The organism is Virgibacillus sp. Bac330 (genome assembly GCF_003667845.1).
Lineage (GTDB): Bacteria > Bacillota > Bacilli > Bacillales > Amphibacillaceae > Virgibacillus > Virgibacillus chiguensis.
The window spans coordinates 2,472,820-2,497,766 of sequence record NZ_CP033048.1; the positions used below are offsets into that span (position 1 = coordinate 2,472,820).

At 36.4% G+C, this 24,947-nt stretch carries 17 protein-coding genes and 1 pseudogene; 7 read left to right on the plus strand and 11 right to left on the minus strand.

What is annotated here, in order from left to right:
* Window positions 1-41: 41 nt before the first annotated feature.
* The 5 genes from D9780_RS11545 to D9780_RS11565 form a co-directional block, all read right to left on the minus strand.
* Window positions 42-2,495, minus strand: coding sequence for a YheC/YheD family protein (locus tag D9780_RS11545; RefSeq protein ID WP_121640174.1), 2,454 nt, complete (start codon window positions 2,493-2,495; stop codon window positions 42-44).
* Between the two features lie 128 nt (window positions 2,496-2,623).
* The gene (locus D9780_RS11550) at window positions 2,624-3,913 is read right to left on the minus strand and encodes a TIGR02679 family protein (RefSeq protein ID WP_121640175.1); all 1,290 of its coding nucleotides are present in this window, start codon (window positions 3,911-3,913) and stop codon (window positions 2,624-2,626) included.
* Window positions 3,914-4,087: 174 nt separating this feature from the next.
* The gene (locus D9780_RS11555) at window positions 4,088-8,239 is read right to left on the minus strand and encodes a TIGR02680 family protein (protein ID WP_162985852.1); all 4,152 of its coding nucleotides are present in this window, start codon (window positions 8,237-8,239) and stop codon (window positions 4,088-4,090) included.
* A complete protein-coding gene (locus D9780_RS11560) occupies window positions 8,226-9,401 on the minus strand; it encodes a TIGR02678 family protein (RefSeq protein WP_121640177.1) in 1,176 nt (391 codons plus the stop codon). Before D9780_RS11560 ends, D9780_RS11555 begins: the two co-directional genes overlap by 14 nt.
* On the minus strand, window positions 9,391-10,887 hold the full coding sequence (locus D9780_RS11565; RefSeq protein ID WP_121640178.1) for a TIGR02677 family protein: 1,497 nt from the start codon (window positions 10,885-10,887) through the stop codon (window positions 9,391-9,393). Before D9780_RS11565 ends, D9780_RS11560 begins: the two co-directional genes overlap by 11 nt.
* A gap of 696 nt (window positions 10,888-11,583) precedes the next feature.
* On the opposite strand from D9780_RS11565, the gene D9780_RS11570 reads away from it, so the two are divergent.
* The 3 genes and pseudogenes from D9780_RS11570 to D9780_RS11580 all read left to right on the plus strand — a co-directional run bounded on the left by D9780_RS11570 (window position 11,584) and on the right by D9780_RS11580 (window position 14,180).
* On the plus strand, window positions 11,584-11,826 hold the full coding sequence (locus D9780_RS11570; protein WP_077705449.1) for a hypothetical protein: 243 nt from the start codon (window positions 11,584-11,586) through the stop codon (window positions 11,824-11,826).
* A 490-nt stretch (window positions 11,827-12,316) separates the two neighbouring features.
* Window positions 12,317-12,721 (plus strand): annotated as a pseudogene (locus D9780_RS11575) (transposase); the annotation flags it as partial.
* A 403-nt stretch (window positions 12,722-13,124) separates the two neighbouring features.
* Window positions 13,125-14,180 (plus strand): dipeptidase, encoded by a 1,056-nt coding sequence (locus D9780_RS11580; RefSeq protein ID WP_121640179.1) that lies wholly within the window; start codon window positions 13,125-13,127, stop codon window positions 14,178-14,180.
* Window positions 14,181-14,412: 232 nt separating this feature from the next.
* On the opposite strand, the gene D9780_RS11585 is transcribed toward D9780_RS11580, so the two are convergent.
* From D9780_RS11585 to D9780_RS11600, 4 genes are all read right to left on the minus strand, one after another.
* A complete protein-coding gene (locus D9780_RS11585; protein ID WP_162985853.1) occupies window positions 14,413-15,384 on the minus strand; it encodes an N-acetylglucosamine kinase in 972 nt (323 codons plus the stop codon).
* Between the two features lie 7 nt (window positions 15,385-15,391).
* Entirely contained in the window at window positions 15,392-16,255 is an 864-nt protein-coding gene (gene murQ, locus D9780_RS11590) for an N-acetylmuramic acid 6-phosphate etherase (protein WP_121640181.1), read from the minus strand.
* 111 nt (window positions 16,256-16,366) lie between these two features.
* Window positions 16,367-17,452, minus strand: coding sequence for a DUF871 domain-containing protein (locus D9780_RS11595; RefSeq protein WP_121640182.1), 1,086 nt, complete (start codon window positions 17,450-17,452; stop codon window positions 16,367-16,369).
* A 13-nt stretch (window positions 17,453-17,465) separates the two neighbouring features.
* Complete coding sequence (locus D9780_RS11600) at window positions 17,466-17,792, minus strand: PTS lactose/cellobiose transporter subunit IIA (protein ID WP_073007731.1); 327 nt, start codon at window positions 17,790-17,792, stop codon at window positions 17,466-17,468.
* A gap of 163 nt (window positions 17,793-17,955) precedes the next feature.
* Here D9780_RS11600 and D9780_RS11605 point away from each other — a divergent pair, with 163 nt between their 5' ends.
* The 4 genes from D9780_RS11605 to D9780_RS11620 all read left to right on the plus strand — a co-directional run bounded on the left by D9780_RS11605 (window position 17,956) and on the right by D9780_RS11620 (window position 21,386).
* Complete coding sequence (locus tag D9780_RS11605; RefSeq protein WP_121640183.1) at window positions 17,956-18,261, plus strand: PTS sugar transporter subunit IIB; 306 nt, start codon at window positions 17,956-17,958, stop codon at window positions 18,259-18,261.
* Window positions 18,262-18,281: 20 nt separating this feature from the next.
* Window positions 18,282-19,547 carry a PTS sugar transporter subunit IIC gene (locus D9780_RS11610; RefSeq protein ID WP_121640184.1) on the plus strand — a complete coding sequence of 422 codons (1,266 nt, stop codon included), beginning with the start codon at window positions 18,282-18,284 and terminating at the stop codon, window positions 19,545-19,547.
* Between the two features lie 221 nt (window positions 19,548-19,768).
* Window positions 19,769-20,080 (plus strand): hypothetical protein, encoded by a 312-nt coding sequence (locus D9780_RS11615; RefSeq protein ID WP_073007740.1) that lies wholly within the window; start codon window positions 19,769-19,771, stop codon window positions 20,078-20,080.
* On the plus strand, window positions 20,070-21,386 hold the full coding sequence (locus tag D9780_RS11620; RefSeq protein ID WP_240458672.1) for a 6-phospho-beta-glucosidase: 1,317 nt from the start codon (window positions 20,070-20,072) through the stop codon (window positions 21,384-21,386). Before D9780_RS11615 ends, D9780_RS11620 begins: the two co-directional genes overlap by 11 nt.
* A gap of 119 nt (window positions 21,387-21,505) precedes the next feature.
* Here the strand turns inward: D9780_RS11620 and D9780_RS11625 are convergent, their stop codons facing one another.
* Complete coding sequence (locus D9780_RS11625; protein ID WP_116278923.1) at window positions 21,506-22,522, minus strand: LacI family DNA-binding transcriptional regulator; 1,017 nt, start codon at window positions 22,520-22,522, stop codon at window positions 21,506-21,508.
* A 51-nt stretch (window positions 22,523-22,573) separates the two neighbouring features.
* Window positions 22,574-24,922, minus strand: a complete 2,349-nt coding sequence (locus D9780_RS11630; protein WP_121640185.1) for a glycoside hydrolase family 31 protein — start codon at window positions 24,920-24,922, stop codon at window positions 22,574-22,576.
* Window positions 24,923-24,947: the final 25 nt, after the last annotated feature.

Below are 24,947 nucleotides of genomic sequence, written 5' to 3' on the forward strand. Positions count from 1 at the left end.
CAATAGTCATGGACTAGTTGAAGAAGATATAATTCCCCTTATCACCCTCTTCCTGTGAACAACTCAGAAATATAGGAAAGCAATTGTTTTGCTAAAATTGTAGGATTGTATATATAAGATGGACCGCTAGGATTCACATCTAGGACATAAATTTTTCTCAAATCGTTCATCGATAAGCTAATAGCTACTTCAGACATACTTTCTTGATACGTGTTTTTTAAAGTAGAAGCAACATTTTTAGCAATAGCTATAAGCTCTGATTCCAATAACTTTACCTCTTGATCATCGTATTTCCCTGTTAAATACTCCAGGATATCTTGCCTGTGAACAGTCGGATGGCTTTCTGCTTCAAAATTTTTCGTTTTGACATATCCACTTATGAAATCCCAATCTTCCATTCCCTTGTTCATTAAATGAAGATGTATAGAAACCAAATTATCTCTATTGTCGAAATCTGTAATACGTGGATCAACTTGGACAACATAGCTTCTTTCCTCTAATAATTCCTTTAGTTTATTTGTCAAAGGAAGTTGACTATACACTGTTTTTCTTTTTCCATGAACAAGCAAATATTTACCATGTTCAAGTTCCTTTATAACATGTTCATCATTTAATGCCCCAACTTCAGGCTTTAGTGCAACCTGCTGATGGGTCTCTAACATTCTAAAAATATCTCTCGTTCTCTTTACTTGTTGGAAAGGTAACATATACTCCCTGTCTGCTAGAAGGTTATATAAATCAGATCGTTCGATAAGATCATTCCAATTATTAGTAAAGCTTGCTTTCTCAGATAATTCTTCATACAGCCATTGCATCTGTTTACTATTTCTCATCTTCAATCTATCAAACACGATGTCAGGATACTCGATTATTTTAGCAGTCCACTCCCCACCCTCTAATACATAACCGCGGATAACTCTTTCATATTCATCAACATCCTTGGGACTAAATACATAAAAATAAAATTCTTTTTGTTCTGCCAGCTTTGCAAATTCCTCGGTTAATTCATCTCGAACATGTTTTCCTACTAACATACCTATTGTAGTTTTTCCATTCGTTGACGCATTGGAGATATTGGTAACACTGGAATTAAACCGTTGCTGAAGTATCCGATCAGAACGAAATATACCGTTTTTAGCAAGGTATTTCGCATAGGCTATTGTATTAACTGCTCGTTTTTCTTCGTGATAGGCAGTTTGCGGTCCATTATTCGCTTCATGCATCCAGTATCTACCATTTTCATCAATGGCAAAATCCAATCCAAGCTCATCTAATGCAAAGTTGTATAATTTATCTAAGTGACTCGCTACTTCTAAGGAGAGTTGCAAAATATCATGTGCGTACTTTTCTCCAAGTTCCCCGTACTCATGAAGTAAAAATGTATGAAAGTCTTCTACTCTTCCTTCTGTAGCAACATTACTTAAATTACTTTTTCTATTTCCAACACGCGGGTATATGTGTGTAATTATCCAATCCCCTCGTCCATTCTTTTGGACGTGAGAGCGAATATGATACGGTTCATCATCTTTCGTACGTGTATGAATATACCGTTGAATAATAAAACTACCTTTTTTTCTTAAAATATGCTCTTGCAACCATTTTGAAAACACATCTTGATTTAAAATTTTTTCTTTTTTATGCTCCATTAAAATGTAACGGTTACCTTTTTTGGTAACAAAGAAAATATTTTCCCCGCGGTTACTTAATAGTGATTTAAACACTACTTTATTATTTTCTTGTAAAAAGTCAAAAACATCACTTTCCTTTTGACAAAGTCTAAACGGAACGAGTAAATCAGCATATTTACGGTACTTAACCATTCGTTTAGGCAAAGAAAATTTGTTACCTACATGATAGCTTGTAAAAGGGATTTTCCGTCTTAATTCCCTTTCGACATGGGAAGGTCTAATTGTTCCTATATTATTAATGACATCTGGAAAAGGAGCAGTTATTCTCTCCCAGTTTCCATTTACATATGTATCAGCTTCTACCTCATTATTCTTTAGGTCGACATCTGTTTCTGTAAAGAATAGTAAACGGGCATGTTGTTGTTGACTTTCTTTAACTAAAGCTTGAAGCCTTGGTTGAGGTAAGAACTTTACAGGATTCGCCTGTGGGGAGAAGACACCAATTGTATACACTTTTTCAGCTTTATTTTGCTCATCTATTTCTTCCATATAGGATAACATTCTCTTTAAAAGTGGCAAAAATGAAAATTGAAGTACTTCTGTAATCTTAATGAATTTATTTGCTTCCAATAATTGAGCGACTTGCAATAGATAGTTTTCTAATTTACGCTTGTCATCTCGTAAAAACTCGTCATTCTCAAACGTCTTACTTACGGATTGTACACCTTCCACAATAGAACTAAATATAAAGATTGCCTGATGGCTTTCTTCTTGCTTTACTAACTGATAAAAATATTCTGTTGCCTCAACAATGGTATGTAATATGTTGTTCGCTTGTGATAGCTGCTTTTGCGATATTGCCTCCATATGAACACTCCTAAGGGTTTAAAAACTCTTCTTTATTGTTATTATCGGATCAAAATAGAAGTAGTTTGAGAATATATTTGGATTTTTAATGCAGCGCACATCAAATTTGTTCCAACTTCCCCGCCTCTTCATTTATTTTTAATGTCCTGGATCATATCTTTTACTAGCGCTTCTTGATAGCCTGCTTTTTTCATTCGTTTCATTTCTTTTACAAGTGGCAATAGTGTAGTGTGTTCCATGCGCTCTAGTTTTTTTAATCGTTCTTTATCGATTGGTTTCATAGGATTACTTTTATGATATGCCGCTACATCCATTTGCCATAGACGCAACTGGGGTGCATAACGATGTAATAATCTTTCCGCCATTCCCACTCCTTCTGGATCAAAATCACTCGCATAATGAATGATACAATCTTCCTTTGCTAGTAAATCGAACACAATCCACGCTGCTAGCTTAAATTGTCCATTCGTACTAATTATTGGTGTGCTTGGTAACACATCCAATAAAGCAGAACATACACCAGAATTTTCTACTACCCATACATGCTTACCACTTGCAGGGAATATTCTATCTATAGATAACAGCTCTCGCAATGGTACATTTTGTACGCTATTCATTTCCACAGCTGCTTGCCATACTGGATGTAGCATTCCTTCTTTCGTTTGAGCTTGTAAGCCTGAACAAGTAACAAAATTCAAGAGATCATCACGATAAATGCCATACATTCTTAACAGCTCATTAATCGACTCTGTTGTTTGTGGTACTTCATTATTAGGCCAAGTAGGATGGTAAAAAGTTAGCACCTCCAGAAGCAACTTCCCTAAATCTGTATGAATGTCAAAGGCGTGAGGATCAGCAGTTATCCGTTGGCTAAACATAGGTAAACGTTCAGGTGTAGAAGGGAGCTGTTCTCTTGCTTTCGCTACTTGCTTTATTAAATAATGAAAGTACGTAAAATCCTTTTCCGCTATACGAGTTATCCACCTTTTTTCTTTTGTTACAGATTGTATATAACGAAACCAGTCCTTAAGTGACGGGTAAGACCTTTCTAACTCTTGTAAAAGAGATCTGAGTTGTTGTTGTTCTATTTCCTTACGTTGTTTCTTAGAAATTATTTCCTCATCAAAATAATTGTCTAATAGTTGCTTTAATCCTATTGCAGCAAATTTTGTTTCTTGTAATTGCTTTTCAAATTGCACAACATGAATCACCCCCTTCTTCACTAGCGCTTGTTTTGTCGTACCATAAAAACGTGCAATTACTTCTAATTCATGCGCAGAAAATAGTCGAACCGGTACTGTCCCCCCGATTCGGCCTAGTGATTCATATTTTTTTCGAAACTGTTGGAATAACTTATCATATGCCTGTTCACTTTTAAAAAATGAACAAGCTGCTTTTAAAATAGCTTCCGTTTTCATATGTTGTACACCACTTTCTTACATTTCTTGTAATTACCTTGGTTATTCCTATGTGTGGCAACAATCCACCGACTAGAAAGTCGATAATAATTTCCTTGATAAAAAAGAAAAAGGAGCGTTCGATTAAAAAGCTCCCTCTTCACTGCAAACAACGGGTTCTCCCCATCTTCATCCCTATGCATGTAACGTAGTTGTTTTTTCTTCTTCTGTATCATTTATAACTAATGAGCGCTTATTCCCGTCCCAATGGTAACGAATAACCGTTACAAAGTCTTGGTTTTTGGGACGAACGAGCTCATAGATGGCGAGATTGGATATTGTTTCATAATCTCCCCAAAGCACCTGAGAGTTCATCATATAGTTAAAACCTAATTCTTCAACTAAACGAAACATGACGCTAATATTAGCTTCGTCCACACCTGCAAAAGCTTCATCTAATGAGATAATATAAGGCGCTGTATTGGCAGCTTCTTTATATCTGGAATAACAAGCTGTAAATAATGGAATATACATCGCCATCGCCTTTTCTCCACCACTAAATTGATAAAACGCATGGTTAGAAAGCTCTCTTTTCGGTTCGCCTTTTCGTTTGTAAGATAATACAAACGAAAACCAGTTACGATAATCTAAGACATCTTTTAATACTTGTAAAAGCGTACTTCCTTCGCCTTTTATTTCAACTAGTTCTTTTGCTCTAGCAATTCTTGATCGAAAGTGATCCATTACTTTTAGCATATCTGTTTCTTTCAATAACCTAGAATCACGACGCAATAAATCGACTAACTCTTTTGTATCCAGTTCCGCTTCTGATTCTGCTGTACGAGGTTTCCATTTAATTGAAAAAGATAACCCTGAGGAAGAATCGCTTTCTGCCATCAGCTTGTCCATTTTTTCCGTCCATTGTTGTGCTCTACTAATACGGCTTCTCAGTTTTTTGCCAACAGAATCAAATAGGATTTCCTCATACAACTTGCGATCCTGATCGTCCAATAAGTGCTGTTGTTGCAACCGATCCTCTTCTAGTTTCTCACTTACAACATACGGGTCAACTCGTTTCCCTTGATAATCAAGTTGAATGAGTCGCCTTGCAGCTTTCTCCTTCCAATATTGAATTTTTAACAGTTGCTCATCGGTCCAATCATGATCCATCCAAGGGTAATTTTCGGCTTGAACTTGTAAATCCGACATACGATACTCCATTAAATTAGAATGCTGCTCGTAATATACACTTGTTAATTGACCTTCAATCGTCGTTAAATTTTTTTCTTTTAACCAATGCTTATAATTTTGGAGAATCCATTTTGCACAAGTCTCATTCGTTTCATAGGACGCAGGAAAAGCGATAAATTGATATTTCATCTCTTTAACAAAGGTATCTTCCCAAGCTTCCATCATCTTTTCTAAAAATGTGAGTTGCTGTTTTCCTACTTGAATTTGTTGCTGAAGCATATCACGTGTCGCTTCTTTCTTAGGAATACTCGCTTGATTATCAAGATATTCTTTACCTATCTGTTGCAACGATTGCTGCACTTCTTGAATTTGCTTCCGAACATCTGCTACACCGTGCATATCCAATTGTTGTTCAATCTGTTTTATGTTGCCAGCTACTTTTGCCTTTTTATCAGCTAATACATTGAGCTCTCCGTTTAATTCATCTACTTCAGCTATCATTTGACTTAAACGATCTTTAGCCTGAAAAATACTTTCTTGTTGTAGTAAAAAAGTTTTATGGGCCGTAACTAGTGAGCTTAGCGTCTTCTCGTATTGACGCATTTCTTGCTTCGCATCTATATAGCCTTCTAGGGAAAAGGTAATATTTAAGTCTCTCGTTTTTTGATCAAGGATACGTTTTTTCTCTTGGTAATTTCGATTCGTTCCTTGCATCTCCGCATCCATTCGTTCTAATTCTTTTTGCAGTTGCTTGCGTTCAAACTGCTTTTCTTTCCTTTTTGTATAACTTACTTGTAAATCTTTATCGTCAGGGAATCGATCCATAGCTACTTGTGCTTTAGCAACACTTTTTTCCGAATCGCTTACTTTTGTTTCCAGTTCTTGCATTTGTTGCTGTAAATCTTGTATCTCTTTTTCAATTTGCGCTATCATTTCCTCTCGGTAACGTTTACGGGCATTTTTCCCAATATAACGAACGACATCTACAGGTTCCGTATGTCCTTTCAGCAATCCTATTCGATACTTTCCGTCTTCATTGATACTAAAATTTCCCGTTTCTAGTTGTTCTTCAAATACGATACTGCGAAGCACATCATCTACTAGTTGTTCCGACACCGATTGCTCATGATCAATATCAGGCTTTAAATAGTCAGCAAGTGTATGAGCCATCATTTGTGGGTTAGGCTGAATAATACGGTCATGATGCAATGGTGTTCCGTGCTCTGCAATTAAACTATTTAGTATACCAGCATCTAGTAGAATAGCCTCCAATTGTTTACACATTTCTTCCGGTACATGATCTTGAAATTCAACCACTTCATAGAAAGGAGCAAATGCATATTGATTGTCTTTTAACTTTTCTCTTGCTTGTTTCGTTTTTTCTTTCTGATGAGGTGGTTCAGGATCACGTTTGTTTTGCCACGTTGCTCTTTCTATTTCTTTTTCTTGTAATGCATCCTGTATAAGCGACAAATTTCCTTTGTACGTTGCAATGCGTTCGTTTTTTTCCATCTGATAAGCGGTGCTTCTTTGTACAAACAATTGACGTATATCTTCAAACGTATTTTCTTCATAAAGCTGTTCCATCTCTCGAGCTGTCTTTTGTAATGTTTCCTCTTCTATCGCTAAAAAATCATTTGCTTCTGCCCACTGATAGATGTCGGAAAGTTTTTTCTGCTTATCCTCTTCAAATACATTTTGCCAATCTTTTTCTTCTTGGCGAACGGTATCCAACTGCAGCGACGAGTCAGCTAAGCGCTTTTGAAATTCTACCAGCTGTTTTTTTAATTGTTCGTACGTACGAACTTCTTCTGTAATCGTATCTAATAATTGATAATGTGTTTCTGCTTCTTGTCGCCACACAGTAAAATTAAATGCTCTCGTCTCGTACCGTTTAAAATCCTGTTCGTTCACTTCATGCTGTAAAAAAGAGGCTGCTTCTGCTGCAAGCTGTAAATCTTCTAGTGCATCTTTTATTTCTTCTTTCACAACTTCATTTTCTGCTTCTAATGCAGTAATTTTATCTCCTGTTTGCAATTCCAAACGTTTTTTTTCGGAGACATGATTCTGTTTACGCCCTACATCTGCATGGATCTCTTCTAAAACCTGTTGCTCATGTGTTAAATCCTTTTCTAGATTCCACACCTTATGATGACGCAACCGTTCTTCTTTCTTTTCGAGTATGTCTTTTTCTTGTTGTAACATTCTATTTCGTTCGTGCAGCTGGCTAATTTCTGTTTCTAACTGCCCTTCTACTTGCTCTTTTTCTTTCATTTCATTCATTTTCTTCGCAGATTGCTTCTTCGTATCCATATACTCATGAGCAGCAGCGGTAATCATATACGTATTGTAATCATCATAACGGTTAATTAATTTGTTTAAGGCTTGCTGCTCGCGCTCTAATTGTTCAATTTGTTGCTTTGTTTGATCCATATGCTCAATCGTATCCGATAAATGGCGTAAGTCTTCATCCGTTAACGGCGGTAATGCTGCTTCTAATATTTCATAAATAACGGTTGGCTTAAAATCCTTAGACAGCTTCGGACTTCGTAATTGAATTAATAGTTTAATTAAATCTTCAAATGCATCGATTTCTTCAAAACCGAATATATATTTATTAACAAGTTGCATATACTCCGTTTGCGTACGCACAACATGTCCACCCTCACCTACTCGATTCTCCAACTGCACACGAGAAAGCGGGATTTGTTGTGTTTCGCCAGCATGGCGTTCCGTTTCATATAAAAATATATCTTCATTTATACGTCGATTATCCGTGATTACAAAATACCATGTATTCATGGATTTATGCCTGCGAGCTTGCATACCTATGCCTGTAGTAATGTATTGACCTGTATTTTTTCGTTTATATTCAATAAATAAATAACCAGTACGTTCATCTCGGTCGACGATATCTTTTTCTCCAAGCAAATAATCTTCCATCTTGCGCGCTTTCGAACCAAATGGATCTAGTCGATCTGGAGACTTTTTTCCATCTAATAAAACGGGTAAAATACTTTGCATGGTCACTGATTTCCCTGAACCGTTACTACCGCGAAGCAAAAGCTTTCCATCTGCAAATTGAAAAATTTCATCATCATAATACCAGAAGTTCAATAAGCCTGCCCGATGTAATTCCCATTTATTTTTGCTCATACAAAGACATCCCTTCTTCCACATACTTTTTCGGGTACTTTCCAACGACACGTCCTAACAACGGTCGGATAATATAATCCTTTGTAAAGGTATCCTGCTGCAACATTTCCCAGCTCTTTAATGTTTCAGTTAATTCTTTTTGCATTTGCTTTATGCTACCTTCACGATACTGTTTACTCCAACCAGGTCCATATTGTTCATGAAGTGAAGACAGCAAACTTTCAAAGGCAACCGGGCTAATGCGAATATTGCCAAACGTATCAGGTTGAAAATCATCTTCATGGTCTCGAAGGTAAGCCGCTAAGTGCAGCGCTATATCCATAATCGCTTTTTGATCAGGGAATAATGTAAGCTCCTGTTTTTTCTCTTCCGCTACAAGCAGCGCCACATTTTTAAAAATCTCAAACCGGAATAACGTATGCTCCTCCAGGTCATCACGTAGGCGATTACGGTAATTACGTATATAAGCAAAATCAGGGTCATCCTCACTCTGTCTTTGAACAGCAGGTGATAAAAGTAATTTACGGTAGACACGTTTTCTCCTGCCATCTACTGCCTCGTGCCTATCCCATTCACCTTGCAAAATTTCTTCTTTAGATTGATAATGTATCAAATCTTTTGGATAAGAACGCATAAAGTATCTCGCATATACCGTTACTTCATACAATACTTCATGTTCTTCATTTAAGGCGAAATGATCCACTTCCCCTTCCACAACCGCGAGTATGGATAACTTCTCTAACTGCTTTATTACTCGAACGAGCGATCTACGATGATGATAATTCGTCCAATCAAGTGGTAGATCACCAGGGTAAAGATCTTTTATATCTTCGCATATTTCCGTTAATAAAAATTGTTCATCAACGGTACGATTTTCTGTAAAGGCTAATGCACAACAAAAAATGGCATAATCTCGTGGTTCTTGAAAATCTTGTATTCCCATCCAACTTTTTGTGTCTACAGGTATTTTTTCTAATTTAATAAAATGTTGATGCACAATTAAATCAAAGCCTAATTTATCGGATACATAACGCTGAATAACCTTTTCCCTTTCCCGAATAAGCTGATAAGCTTCTGGTTGTTTGGATCGCAATATCCAAAAGTGTTCGAGCAAAATACGCATCGCTGTTTGCGCTTTTTCATCAAACTGATTATGCTCCATGACGGTTCACCTCATTTAGAAATTCAAATATTACAGCAGGCATTTCCATCGTCCCATCTTCAGCTCGTAATGGCACACGACGTTCGGAATCCAAATGTACCTTCACAACCCTCCCATGCTCCGTTTTAAATGTACGATCCTGCTTCGCCATTGCTTTTCCAATCCAACTGAGCAACATTTTTCTAACATTTGCTTCAATAATCGGTAGCTTTTCTAACATGATTTTATTCCCATCCATATATTTTTCAATAGTCATTTGTTCGGCAATTTTTTCTTGTAAATATTGCTCTCTGACCTTTTCTTTTGCCTTTTTTTGATCTACAATTGCCCCTGCTTTCGTCTTCTCTCGATAGTTACGGATGCGTGGATTTGTTTCGTGCTCAATAGGTTTTTCTTCCCAAGTATCTGTATATATATCTTCTGAAGGTATATGATCACTATATAAATGCCGGGTATGAAACACACCAAAAGCGACAGCAGATAATTCATGTGCTTCGTTCACATCATCCATGGAAGCGAACCAACTTGCTAAATGTAGATAGTCTTTTTTGCGACTACGGAAATAATGGTGGCGTTCTCCCAATCGCTGGACGACACGAGTAATACGACGAATTTGTTCATTCGTTCGCGTTTGTAAGCTATCTAACTCACTTTCTCGATAAGCATCTCCTAAAAACCAGATTGTTAACGTCTGCCACTTGCCTTCCATATCTTCCATTAATGCTTCATCTTCTGTTACATCTTCAAAACGAGGCACATGTTGCTGATGAACGATGACTTGCTGCATAAAAGCATATAATTTTTCCTTATCGATCGTCCGAAGTAATTGCTGTGTTTTTTGCGCCGTATGCTGTAACCCAACGATAAAATCTCTTAAATAAGTCGTAAATTGATCTTTAAACACGAGAAAAGCTTCCGTATGCATACGTTCTTCTGCTTGTTCACTATTTATATGTGCAATATAATCTGAGGTGTTTTTAGTAATGGAGCGAAAATAGGTGAAAATGTCATTCCACAGTTGCGAACATTCATCAGCCGCTGGAAAGAATGACTGTTGAAGCATCTTTTCTAGTTCGACTAATGATTGGTACAACCGTTCGAATTCTTTTTTCTCCAAAGATCCACCAAATACGTCACCACCTTTTTCCATTTCAACGAGCATTCGTTCAAATTCGACTGTATAAGGTGTACATTGATAACGAAAACGTTTCTTTTTAAATTCCTCAATTGTATGTGCTCTTCCCATTTCTTGTCTAGCTAATAAATTATTCCATTTTACCAATTGATCTAAATCTTGATGGAGTTGTTCTTCTGTATAGTCTTTGAAATCCGTTGATTCTTTTAAATACGTCAATATTTCTTCTGGAAATAAAAATTCACGCATTCGTTCATGTTGGATATAGAAATAACGTAGAATAGCTCGATAACTCCAAGCTTTTTCAGCCGTTAAATAACTCGCTTCGACAACCTTTTTATACGTTTGCATATCTACATTCTCCTAGTTTAAACGTTTCTTCACTTAGAATGTACTTTTATCATAGCTAGTGAATCGCCTAAAGGTATTTTATATTACAAAAATCGACTTTTTTTATATTGTAAAGTCTTATAATCCACAAGTCCAATCGTAGGAGGGGGGCGTATCTGTCTCAAACAATTTCCAGCACTTCATTTATACACACTTTTACTGTTTGTTTCATGCGGTAGTGGCCACTGCGGAAAATCTTTTACAATTAGAGGGGGTATCACTTATGTAATGAAGGGAAATATCATCTATATAATTATAGAATAACTACATGCGTATTTATGCCTACATCCTCTTAATAAATCCTTCCAAATGCACTTGTTCATCTTACGATTGCTTGGTATTCTGATTACCGTCGCGTTTGTAGTGAAATGTAGAAGCTTTTTAGAGGTTGTTCAAAAAATGCATTGAAAAAACTTAGCTTATCACTAAGTCTTATGACGAAAGCCTTTGTTTTTCTTATACGATAAACCAAAAAAAATTATACTTTTCCTATAGTGCTAAAAAGTGACTCATGGAACTTCATCGTTGCTTATTTAACGGACTGCATACACTCCACTACTTCAAACTTCACCGTCCAGAACTTTTATCCTTTTTATCTATTTTTTGCGCATGCGCTTTTTTATATGGTTATCTTCATGCTAAAGGGGGAAACGAGGCTTGAATCAAAAGCAGATAAATGATTTATTATCCACCATGAATGATTTGCTGGAAGAATTGGAAGAAATACGAGAAAAAAGTAGGCAAGTGGATGATCAGTGTAACGATTTAGACATTCGAGCAAGTAATATGAAAGGAAATATAAACCAATTAGAACAAGGGTTACAATCCTTAGAAGGGCAATTTAACTTAGTCACAACAGGTCACGAAAATGTGATCTTTTCCAACACTTCTTGGCTTTAGCCCCATCATCAATAGGTAATAACCGAGCAAAAGTTTACGCTGCTAAATATTATTAATATTTTACAATAGGGGACTATTCCTGAAGAGGAATCCCCTATTTACATTTTAGAAATTTAATTCTACAATTAAAGAAATATTAGATTAATTTCAATAGGAGGAATTGCTGTGTTTCTAGGAGATTTGTTGTCACAACTTTTCGTCTATGGATCAATAGTTTTAATAATATTGATTGTCTTTTTAATATATCGTAATTCGAAAAATAATTAACACATAAAAATCTGTATCCCTTCATAATAATATATTTTATGGTAGTTGTAGCATAAATTATTAAAAACATACCCATTTGATAAAAATAATTTTGCCTATTTTAAAAACAAACCTTCTTAAAGGAGATAAATAAAATTAAGAAAAATCGGGCAAAAACTGAGGCCACTGAAAAAGCCCAAAAAGATATGATTTCCAACTTTATCATGGGAATCATGTCTTTATAGATGCAGGAATGTATGTTTGTAAAGCTGGACATATGGCGATTCGCAAAGCACGCCAAGGAAAGAAAAGTGTCGCGAAGAACCAAACAGATACCTATTATTTTGACGTGGAAAAATGTAAATTTTGTCCGTTCAGAGAAGGCTGTTACAAATCTGGAACTAAAAGCAAGAGTTATTTCGTAAGCACCAAATCGAATGAACATAATGAACAGGCGAAGTTCCAAGAAACGAATGATTTTAAAGAGAAATCCAAAGAACGCTATAAGATTGAAGCGAAAAATAGCGAGTTAAAACACAAACACGGATATGATGTTTCAACATCTTCGGGTCTAGTTGGCATGGAAATGCAAGGAGACATGGCAATATTCTCTGTAAACCTAAAACGAATATTGAAACTAATGGGTTAAAAATAAGCAAAATTGAGTGCATAAATCAGTAAAATGAGGACTTACACTAAGAAATCATAAGATTTTCAGTGACCTCTCTTAGGCTGCCTTTCTTCTAAATTTAAATGGGATTGGTACCCTAATTTTTCTTGAATACGTTCTTCATTATAAGGCTTCATAAGTATTATTCCTGCACAATTTCTGATCTCCTGAAATGATAACGAATTGTATTTAATTGGAATTCTTCCTATGTTAATTAGCAAACACCAATAGTTATTAATACACTATAAATAACGCACTGGAAATATAAAAGTTATAACTATGTCGAGAAAAACTTCCACTCCTTTAAAAGCAAATGACCATTCTATTCTAAAAAGTGGTAAAATAAGAAACAAATACTTTGTCACGGAAAGGAGTTTACTTCATGACAAACATTCCTATTTTGGATGGTCATAATGATACATTATTAAGATTACACAGGTCACATGAAAGTGAAATGATTTTCTTTAATGAAAATACTTTTGGGCATATTGATTTGCCACGTGCAAATACAGGCAAGTTTGCTGGAGGCTTTTTTGCTGCCTTTACTCCAAATGAGAACTACAAAGTCGAACCAGAAAAACATGTAACTAAAACAGGATACGATATGCCCTTACCACCACCTATTGATCAGCCATTTGCATTAAATTATACGAATGCCCTGGCAGCAACTCTTTTTAAGCTAGAAGCCGCTTCAAATGGAAAAATAAACGTCGTGAAAAGCAAGAAAGAATTGATCCGTTGTCTGAACAAGCAAAAATTGGCTGCTATTTTCCATATAGAGGGAGCTGAAGCGATTGATCTTGAGTTCCATGCGCTTCACGTCCTTTATCAAGCTGGATTGCGATCATTGGGCATTGTTTGGAGTAGACCTAATCGATATGGCGACGGTGTTCCTTTTCGCTATCCATCTTCTCCTAACATCGGTGATGGGTTAACAGATGATGGAAAACGCCTCGTAAAGGAATGTAATCAGCTCGGCATTATGGTTGATACAACGCATTTAAACGAGAAGGGATTTTGGGACGTTGTTCAGTTAAGTGATGCTCCTATTGTAGCAACTCATTCAAACGTTCATGCTATCTGTCCAATTTCAAGAAACCTTACCGATAATCAACTCAAAGCAATTAAAGATAGTAATGGTGTAGTAGGCATTAATTATGCAGTCAATATGTTACGTCCTGACGGTCAATTTGATACAAATATTCCATTAGATACCATTGTTGATCATATCTCCTATATAGCGGATAATTACGGAATTGATCATGTCGCTTTAGGATCCGATTTCGATGGCACAACTGTACCAGATAGTCTAAAAGATGTGACAGGTTTACCTAAATTACTAAAGAGGCTAGAAATAGCTGGGTTTGCAGAGCAAGAAATTGAAAAAATTGCTTATAAAAATTGGATACGCGTATTAGGAGAAACTTGGAAGGAGTAAGGTCTATAGTTAGCATTTCAGAAATTAGATATGTAGGGAGTTTATCCTAATAAAGTGATACTACAGGCAGTAACCGTTTACCGTTCTTCTACTTCATGTTTTCCAGCTTATTCAAGGAGATGACCTAAAGTAATAGGTGCTGTTCTCTTCCACTTAGACTTATCTAGCTTACATTTTCCAATTCTTAAGCTGGGAGTCCTACAGCACCTTACATCCGTATAAATTCTAATTCTTAGTTTGCACTTGCCTCTTGCATCCTTTTTATCATATCAGAAGTAACTTTTACATCAAGTTGTTTAAAACCGCCTATAATGGATCCATAAACAGGTAAGAGAGAAGGAGTTAAAACCCGAAAATGCTCATAATTTGCCAAGTTCCTATGGACAATTGGTAAAACTCCATCCACATCGTTAAAGATTCCGCCGCACAATACCACTTTCACTTCTTCCCTATCTGTAAACAATTTACGATAAAGCGTTACGATGTGGTGTACTATTTCAGTTGCAGCATTTTCAACTATCTGGCTAGCTACACAATCATTTCTTTTATAGGCACAAAACACAATTTCAGATAAACTTGCAATCGTTCTCTTCATATCTTGCGCAAAATAAATATGGTCAATGAGAGAGCGAGCATTATCTACACGGAAATGTTCATAAAGCATATCCAATAGTATTGTTTGATCTCCTCTTCCATCTTGGAATTTCAAAGCGGCAGATACACCTTGCCTTCCTATACTGTAACCACTACCTTCATCACCAAGTAGATGCCCCCACCCCCCTACTCTATCTTCATTTTTCTTCTTGTTTATTCCATAAGCTACAGATCCGGTTCCTGATATATGAACGATTCCCGGATCACCCAAAGTTCCGGAATATAACGCATTTAACGCATCAATCTCCAAATAAACTTTGCTGTTCTTAGGAACTAAAGATGACATAATATCTGTTATTTGCTGTTTTATTTCAGCGCTCCCTGCCCCAGCTATACCTGCATAAACACAGACTACACGTTCAAATTCAACTGGTGCCCGATCTTTTATACGTTGGAATATAAGTTTAAATATCTCATGTAATTCCTTGTTAGAAATGACATTTGCATTCGAAGGACCGACTGTAAAATTAATTACTGTATTTCCTTTCAGATCAACCATTACTACCTGTGTTTTTGTACCCCCACCATCAATACCAATGATATATTCCATTTCCCCCTTATTTCCCTTCTCTTTGTATATCCATAATGGCTTCACGTAAATTACTACTGTTTTCCTGTAAAATATAACAGGCCTCATCTGACTTCAATTGAAACATGCTAATAAGAATAGCTGCCTTTAAATTAAACTCAGATTCCTGCAAAGCTTTTTTTGCTTCATGTTCTGTAACATTGGCAATGTCACATACTATACTAACAGCTCTATCTCTTAATTTTTGATTCGTTGCTTGAACATCAACCATATAATGATCATATACTTTTCCATTTTTTATCATAGAAGTAGTCGATATCATATTTAAAACCAGCTTCTGAGCCGTGCCTGCTTTCAAACGAGTAGAACCTTGAATAACTTCTTCTCCTACAAGAAGTTCAATAGGATAATCGACTAATTGACTTATTTTTGTATTTTCCTTACAGACAATACAAGCCGTAGGTACATGTTGTTTTTTTGCTTGCTTAATTCCACCAATAACATAAGGTGTTTGACCGCTTGCTGCAATAGCGATTAGAAAATCTTTTGATGATAGATGCTGTTTCGCATCCTGTTCCCCCGACTCTACACTATCCTCGGCATTTTCAATTGCTTGTCTAATCGCATTTTCCCCACCAGCAATCAAAGCAGTGAACAAATCAGGTTGAACCCCAAAAGTTGGTGGACATTCCGATGCATCTAGTACACCCATTCTTCCACTTGTGCCTGCCCCCATATAGATAATTTTCCCGCCATTATTAATCGTTTCGGTTACTTTTTGAATAACGGGCTCAATCTGATGAAAAGCTTTTTCTACAGAAACAGGAACCGTCTTATCTTCTTTATTCATATAAACCATAATTTCTTTAATAGACATTTGATCTAAACCCATTTAAAAGAACCTCTCTTCAATTTTGAGCTACATTCGTTTAACATCCATGTAAAGCTAGTAAATAATTTTTTCAAAAGCTGCCACACCAAATGGATGTAACTCAAATTGTTTTCATTTTTCTTCGAAGCCAAACTTATCCCATGGTTGCAGATGGTCAAGAAGGAATACTTCTTCCTCACGTATTCTGCCAACAACATTGGACTTACCTGAATTCTCCATATCTTGCAATGCTATTTGTAACTCTCCTGCATATTGCTTATATAAATCACTTTCAATAATAATATCCCCCCGCTTTATATTCGGTGTGTGATGCACAGGGAAAGAATGCCCTCGATACTTGACTCGACTTTGAGTAGAACGAATTAAATAATCGGATACATCCCCACGATAGAAATGTGGTTCATCAAAAATAATTTTGCTCTCCAAGTCAGAGATCCCTTCTTCTACGTCCATTGCAAAAATAATTTTTTCACGTTGTAGCGTACCTAGCTTCTTTAGCTCTTCTTCGGATGCATAAGCATTGCCAATAATCACATCGTCAATTAAATTGGTAGCCCATAAATGTTTTGCCTGCACTTCAATAGGTAATGTACGGTGCATTTCCAAAGTAGGAAGGCCTTCCATAATCGGCCATGGTCCATAAGTCGCATCGGAAGAAGATACAAATGCTGCTGTTCTTAAACCGTAATCTTTAAATTTCTTACTACACTGTATAAAAAAGTCATAAGCAAGACCTGAATACCTATGTGGATAAAAATTATGACAGCCTATTAACTTTTCTTTGTTAGGACGATAACTCATGATATTATCTAAGTATTTCGTTGCATTACTCATATTTATTTCTACCTTTAAACCATACGAATTAAAAGTCATTTGCGCTTCTTCATTTCCAGTAAAGCCGAGATCTAACCGAATCCCATCAACACCTAATGCATTAAAAAAAGATAAATCATTATATGAAATATTTAATTCTGAAAAAACTCTTGGATTTATATCACAAATTACTTCCATACCTAGTTGTTTGGAGAACTGAATGGTTTGTTTAAAGTGTTCAATAATTTTCTCAGCATCACCCTCCATGGATAGAAGGCATGTAAAAATACGAGTAAAACCATATTTATGAGCTAATTCAATATACGCTAGATCATCTTCCACCTTTGAATGGTTCGGGTATATAGAAATCCCCAAGTTTCTCATCTAATCACCTCTATCATGATAATTTTGTTTCTAAGCAATGAATTCGTTGTAGCATTTTTATCATCTGTTCAATTAAAGATATTTCACTAATGGATGTCATGAGATGGTCTTGGGCATGCACCATTAATAATGACATCTTCACTGGTTCATCATTTATTTCTGCTTGAATTAATTTCGTTTGCGTATTATGCGCTTTCGTTAATTGCTCTTGTGCTTCCTTCAATTTTTCTTCTGCATCGGAAAATGCGCTCTCATAAGCTAACTCCAGAGCTTTGTAGGCAGTAGCTTTCGCGTCACCACCGTGGGAAATAATAGAAAAAATATCCATTTCTACATTCATGATATAGACCTCCTTAGCTATTTATCAACATCATATCATATTTAAAATAAAATTTTAAGTTTTATTTTTTTATATTGAATTTTTCTTTCACATACTATATAATCAATGTATGTGAAACCCTTTTCACATTTTCACGACTTATACAAATTGAGGAGGTAATAAAATGAAAGTGTTATTTGTATGTTCTGGGGGAATGTCTAGCGCAATTGTAGTTAAGGCGCTAAAGACGGAAGCGAAAAAACATGGGCATGAAATGGAAGTCCACGCTATTGGAACAAGTGAGGTTGAACAAGAAATGCAAAAAGGGTGGGATGTTTGTATGGTCGCACCACAAATTAAACACCGCTTTGACCAAGTCAAAGTGCATGCGGACGAAGCAGGAATTCCTTGTGGAGCAATTCCAGCACAAGCTTACACGCCATTAGGTGGTCCTTTACTATACAAAACTCTAAATGAACTCATCAAGTAAAGCGAAGGGAAGAGATTACCTTGAGTAAATTTGTAGATTTTATGGAAAATAAACTATCCGCTCCTATGGCACGTTTATCGGAACAACGTCATTTATTAGCTGTTCGAGATGGAGTTATTTCTGCATTACCTTTTATTATTGTTGGATCATTCTTTTTAATCTTTGCTTTTCCGCCATTACCACAGGATTGGTCAATTACACAATGGGCAACAGCGCATGCTGCAGAAATTTTAATTCCATACCGAATGACCATGTTTATTATGTCATTATACATAGCATTTGGTATTGGCTATAATCTAGCGAAGTCCTATAAAGTAGACCCTTTATCCGGAGCGCAAATCGCTGTTGCGGCTCTACTATTAACCCTAACGCCAACTGCTCTTGATGAATTAGGGTTTGTTCTACCAATGCAATATTTAGGTGGACATGGACTATTTGTTACCATTATTGTATCCATTCTTGCTGTAGAAATATTTAGAGTTTGTAAACAAAAACAGATTACCATTAAATTACCTGAGCAAGTACCATCTTCGGTTTCTCGCTCATTCGAAGCACTTATTCCCGTTGCCATAGTAATCATCTTAGTGTCAACCATTACCGTTGTAATGGGAGTAAATCTACATCATGTAGTCGATAAATTAGTTGCTCCATTAGTAACTGCAGGCGATAGCTTATTCGGTGTATTAGTACCAGTATTTCTCATCACTTTCTTCTGGTCATTCGGTATACATGGGGTTTCTGTCGTCGGTTCTATTGCAAGACCACTATGGGAAGTATATCTTGTTAACAACTCTCAAGCAGTGGCAGATGGAGCTTCCACCATTCCGCATATCGCACCAGAAACTTTTTACCAATGGTTTATTTGGATAGGTGGTTCTGGGGCTACATTAGGTCTCGTTATTGCGATGTTGCTTTTCGCAAGATCTAAATACATTAAAAATTTGGGTAGAGCTACGATCGTTCCTAGTTTGTTTAATATAAACGAACCAGTTATTTTCGGGGCACCAATTGTTCTTAATCCCTTATTGATTATTCCGTTTATTATTACGCCAATTGTTACAGCGATTATTGCTTATTTTGCAACATCTATAGGATTAGTAAGCCCGACATATATTATGCCACCATGGACATTACCAGCTCCAATTGGTGCATACTTATCCACTGGTGGTGATTGGCGAGCTGTTGTATTAGTACTAATAAATATTACCATATCTGTAACAATCTATATGCCGTTCTTAAAGCTATATGATAAAAAAATGATAGCTATGGAACAAGGAGAGGAATAAAAAAATAACATTACAATGGGACAGGCATCCAAAGCATTAGGCTCCCATTCATTATTATCGGAGTGTAATAATATGAAAGAATTTGGAGTGCAAGGTGAAACGCAGCTATATGGGATCAATTTCATCCTTGCGTAAGACGTTCATTTTTTCCTATGCAGCAATGAAGAAAAGAGAATAGAAGGTGTTCTCTTTTCTTTTTACTCTATAGATGAGGTGAAAATATGATTCAATCCAAAGGCATCATCCCTAGAATTAGTTTTAAAGGGGTATTTGTGTTTATGTCAATAACCATTTTAGGTTTATTGCTGTTTCCCACCCTTTTCATGACTTTAGGTATTACTAAAACAGCTAGTTTTTTTATCGCTTGTACCATTTCTTCATCCATTGGTAGTATGCTCGTTTTAACTAAAATTGATGGTAAACCTACTGAAAGAATCTATTTCAGAAAAAGAATGGCGCTTTCAATGATTGTTGGACTTTTATCAAGTGCACTCATTATTTTTGTTTTTGGAGGAGATATTTTTGGATACTAAAGGTATAAAACTTGTCACTATTGGCGGTGGATCAAGCTATACACCAGAATTTGTGGAAGGCATTATTAAACGGTATAACGAATTACCAGTCAAGGAGCTCTGGCTTGTCGATATCGAAGACGGCAAAGAAAAACTTGATATTGTAGGAAACCTAGCTCGAAGAATGGTTAAAAAAGCCAACATCCCGATGGAAGTACATTTAACTTTAGATAGAGAAACTGCTTTACAAAATGCGGACTTTGTAACTACACAAATTCGAGTCGGATTGTTAGATTCAAGAATTAAAGATGAAAGGATACCAATTAAACACGGAATGATTGGCCAAGAAACAAATGGTGCTGGCGGATTATTTAAGGCCCTTCGAACCATTCCAGTATTAATGGAGATTGCTGAAGACATGCAAAAATTATGTCCAAACGCTTGGTTAATTAATTTTACAAATCCAGCAGGTATCGTTACGGAAGCATTAGTAAAATATAGTAAACATAAAAAAGTGGTTGGTGTTTGTAATGTGCCAATTAATATGAAAATTACTATTGCAGACCTTTTAGGCGTGCCTGAAGAAAAAGTTCAAATTGAATTCGCAGGTTTAAACCATATGTCTTATGGTACGGATGTATTTGTAGACGGGGAATCAAAATTAGCGGAAGTAATTGAATTATTGGCTAAACCTGAAAATCAACTATCTATGAACAATATAGCACCTCTTCCATGGGAAGAGGAATTTATTAAAGCACTTCATATGATACCTTCTCCTTATCATCGTTATTATTATAAGACGAAGGAAATTTTAGCTAATGAACAAAAAGAATACCAAGAAGGAAAAACAAGAGCAGAAACAGTCAAAGAGCTGGAAAGTAAGTTATTTGAACTTTATAAAGATCCAGACCTAAATATTAAACCACCCCAACTTGCTGAAAGAGGTGGCGCATACTATAGTAATGTCGCTTGTAATCTTATTTCATCTATTTATAACAATACAGGAGACATCCAAACGCTTAATGTTGTGAACAACGGAGCAATTTCCAGTCTTCCTGACAACACTGTAGTCGAAGTGAACTGTACCGTAACAAATAAAGGACCAATCCCTTTAGCTGTCGGTGCTTTACCATCTCCTATTAATGGACTTATTCAACAAATCAAGTCTTTTGAGCTAGTTGCGATTGAAGCAGCTGTAACAGGTTCTTATGAAAAAGCATTGTTGGCATTATGTATTAACCCTTTAATTACAGATGATGGAAAAGCAAAAGTAATTCTTGATGAATTACTTGAAGCACATAAAGAATATTTACCACAATTTCAATAATACTTAATAGAAAAGCTTGGCTTGTCGCCATGTCCTATGGCGAATGCTGTAGTTTTTCTTAAACGATAAAAACCATACGTCAAAAATGAAAGCTACATTCTGGCGCATGGTTTTTATTTTTATCTTTCCCCTACAGAATCCCGATACACAATTTCATGTGGAATAATGATACGTTTTTCAGGGACAAAATCCGATTGCGTTTTTTCAATTAAAGCTTTCGCAGATTGTACACCCAGTTGATATATTTGAATGTCAACAGTTGTTAAAGCTGGACTTGTCAGTTCAGATAGGTATACATTGTTAAAGCTTACCAATGAAATATCAGTAGGGACATCATACCCTAATTTTTCCAAAGCACTTAGCACCCCTAGACTCATTAAATCATCACTTACAACAATTCCTGTTGGCGGATGCTCTAATTGCAGCAACTTCTCTATTGCTTCTCTCCCTCCTGATTGAAGGAATTCACTATGAATACAATAAGCTTCACAAACTGGTAGTTCCGCTTCATTTAAAGCCGCTTTATATCCGTTTTCTCGATCCATCGTTACAATAAGATCTCTGGAACCACCAATAAAAGCAATATGCTCATGGCCTTGGTCAATTAAATAATTTGTTATCTCTTTTCCTGCTTTATAGTTATCATTATCGACATGTGTAATTTCACTTACATAATCATACGGTTTTCCTACAATTACAAATGGGAAATCTTTTTCACGCAAAAAATTTGTTATTCGGTCATTCATACGTGAGTAAAGTAAAATGATTCCGTCTACATAACTGCCATAAACCATACGTTCTACTTCAGCAAACATCTCTTCTTCTGTTCCACCACTCGATAACATCATCGAATATTGCATATCATGGGTAACCGTTCCGATACCTCGCAACACTTCCGGGAAGAACGGATTTTGTAAAGACTTATCAGCAGATGAAGGCATCACAACGCCAATCGTTTTGGTAGATTTAGCAACTAAATTCCTAGCATTTACGTTAGGGTGATATCCTAATTCCTTCATTGCCTTTCGAACCTTCTTTTTCGTATCCAGACTGATTCTCGGATTATCTGCAATTACTCTAGACACAGTAGAAGGTGATACACCTGTCGCCTTTGCTACATCTTTTATTGTTACCATTTTTTACATCTCACCCTCTACTCCATCATTTGTATCATTAGTTAGTATATGTTATAGGTTTATCGTTGTTTGCTTTCCACTTTTCGCTCCATTTATTATAACATGCTGCCCTTCGCTAAGACCAATTACATTCACTTTTATGTCCTGATAACTTGGCTGATACGTACCCTCTTTGCGTTTCACTTCAACGGCTACTTGATCCTTTGTCGAGATGATCTCTAAGTCGAGTTTAAGATAAGTACCATTCTCAAAAGCAAATGTTTCTCCATCATCATCATAAAGCATACATGTATATGTTGCATCTTTCTGGCTTGCGAAAATATGCATGGTCATATCGGTTCCTTGTTTTTCCTTGTTAGAGATATAAGGATTTTGCAACACTGCTGTTCCTTTTTTAATAAAGATCGGTAATTGATCCAGTTCTGCATGAACAAGGTGTACTTTACCCCCTTCAAATTCTTTTCCCACAATGAAGTCTACCCAATCACCTGCTGGAAAGTATACAGCACGATCTGTAACTGCTGGGGCTAAAATTGGCGCGATCATCACATTATCCCCAACCATAAATTGATCGTTTAGATTATAGGTCTTCTCATCAGTAGGATACTCCATGAATAATGGACGCATAACAGGCAAACCTCGTTCACTTGCTTGACGAAACAACGTATACCATTGTGGCATCCATTCATAACGCATTTTAATATATTTTCTTATAATATCTTCATACTCTTCCCCAAACTGCCATGGCTCTTGATACAGCGTTCCGATAGCTGAATGATTACGGAAAAACGGTGTAAACGCGCCAACTTGCGTCCAACGAACCAATAGTTCTGGGTTTGTATCATGGGCAAATCCACCTACATCAGGGCCAGCAAAAGCAACACCAGATAACCCTAAGTTCATTACCATTGGCAGACTCATTTGTAAATGTTCCCAAAAGCTCCGATTATCGCCCGTCCATACTGTAGCATACCGTTGTACACCAGCGTAACCGGAACGAGTAAGCAAAAAAGGACGTTTACCATTTAATTGTTCTTTTAATCCTTCGTAGGTTGCTTCCCCCATTAATAAACCGTAGACATTATGCAATGCACGATGTGTTGTAGGATTGCCATCATTCCGATGCATGACAGCGGTATCCATTGTTTTTGTTTCATTAAATACAGCTGGCTCATTCATATCATTCCAGACACCTTCTACACCCATATCGCTGTAAAACACATGCTTATCGCCCCACCATTTCCTTACACGTTCCTCGGTAAAGTCTGGAAAGGCGCTTTTACCTGGCCAAACTTCTCCAATATAAATATCATCTTCAAGATACTTACAGAAGTTGTCATCTCTTACCCCTTCTTGGTAAATGGTATATTCAGGATCTTTTTTCACACCTGGATCAACGATTGGCACAACACGAATTCCCATATCTCGAAGATCCGCTATTAATTTTTTAGGATCAGGGAAACGATTTTTATCAAACGTAAATACACGATAACCATTCATATAATGAATATCTAAATGGATGACATCAACAGGAATATCTCGCTCCACAAATTTTTTCGCTAAAGCACGAACTTCTTCTTCCGATTCGTAGCTATACCTTGACTGATGATAGCCTAATGCCCACTTTGCTGGAAGAGGCATTCTTCCAGTTATGAAAGTATATTGTTCTAAAACTTCTTTTGGAGTGGGCCCTGCCATCACATAATAATCGACTTGTCCCCCTTCTGCACGAAAGGTATACATATTATTATAGCTTTTCATATCAAAGGTCGTTCTAAATGTATTATCAAAAAAGATACCATGTGCTTTTCCTTGGCGTAGTGTCATAAAGAAAGGAATAGATTGGTACAAGGGATCTGTTTCTGGATTATGCGGTGCATATACATCACTATTCCACATCTCATATTTTTCTCCGCGTTTATCTAAAAAACCACTTTTTTCTCCGAATCCATAGTAATGATCTGTAGTGAATTTCTCTTTACATACGATTACTTCTCCGTTTTCTCTAAAAGCCATGCCACGTTCTTTTTCTCGAACAATAACGCGTCCGTTGATTTCATGAATAGAGACACGGAATGGCTGTTTACGTATAGCAACTTCAAGCTCCTCTGTTTGTAACAAAATCGTATCCGACATTTCCTTTTCAGTAATTGGCATGTTTTTTGGCTCTACTACCACTGATTTCGAGTCATTTAAATCAACTTTCCCTGTAGGATTCATTACAACCCTAACAATGGAAGGATGATAAAAACAAACAACGACATGTCCCTTTTCACATCGAAAAGAGTAGCCTTCGAAATTTCTCTTAAACTCTATTACATTCCCAATATCGCAGAATCGAATTGCTTCTGTCTCTGTATTATTTCCTGGATGAATAGCAAAACTAGTATCCTCTAGCACGGTAATACCTCCTACTGTCGATTTT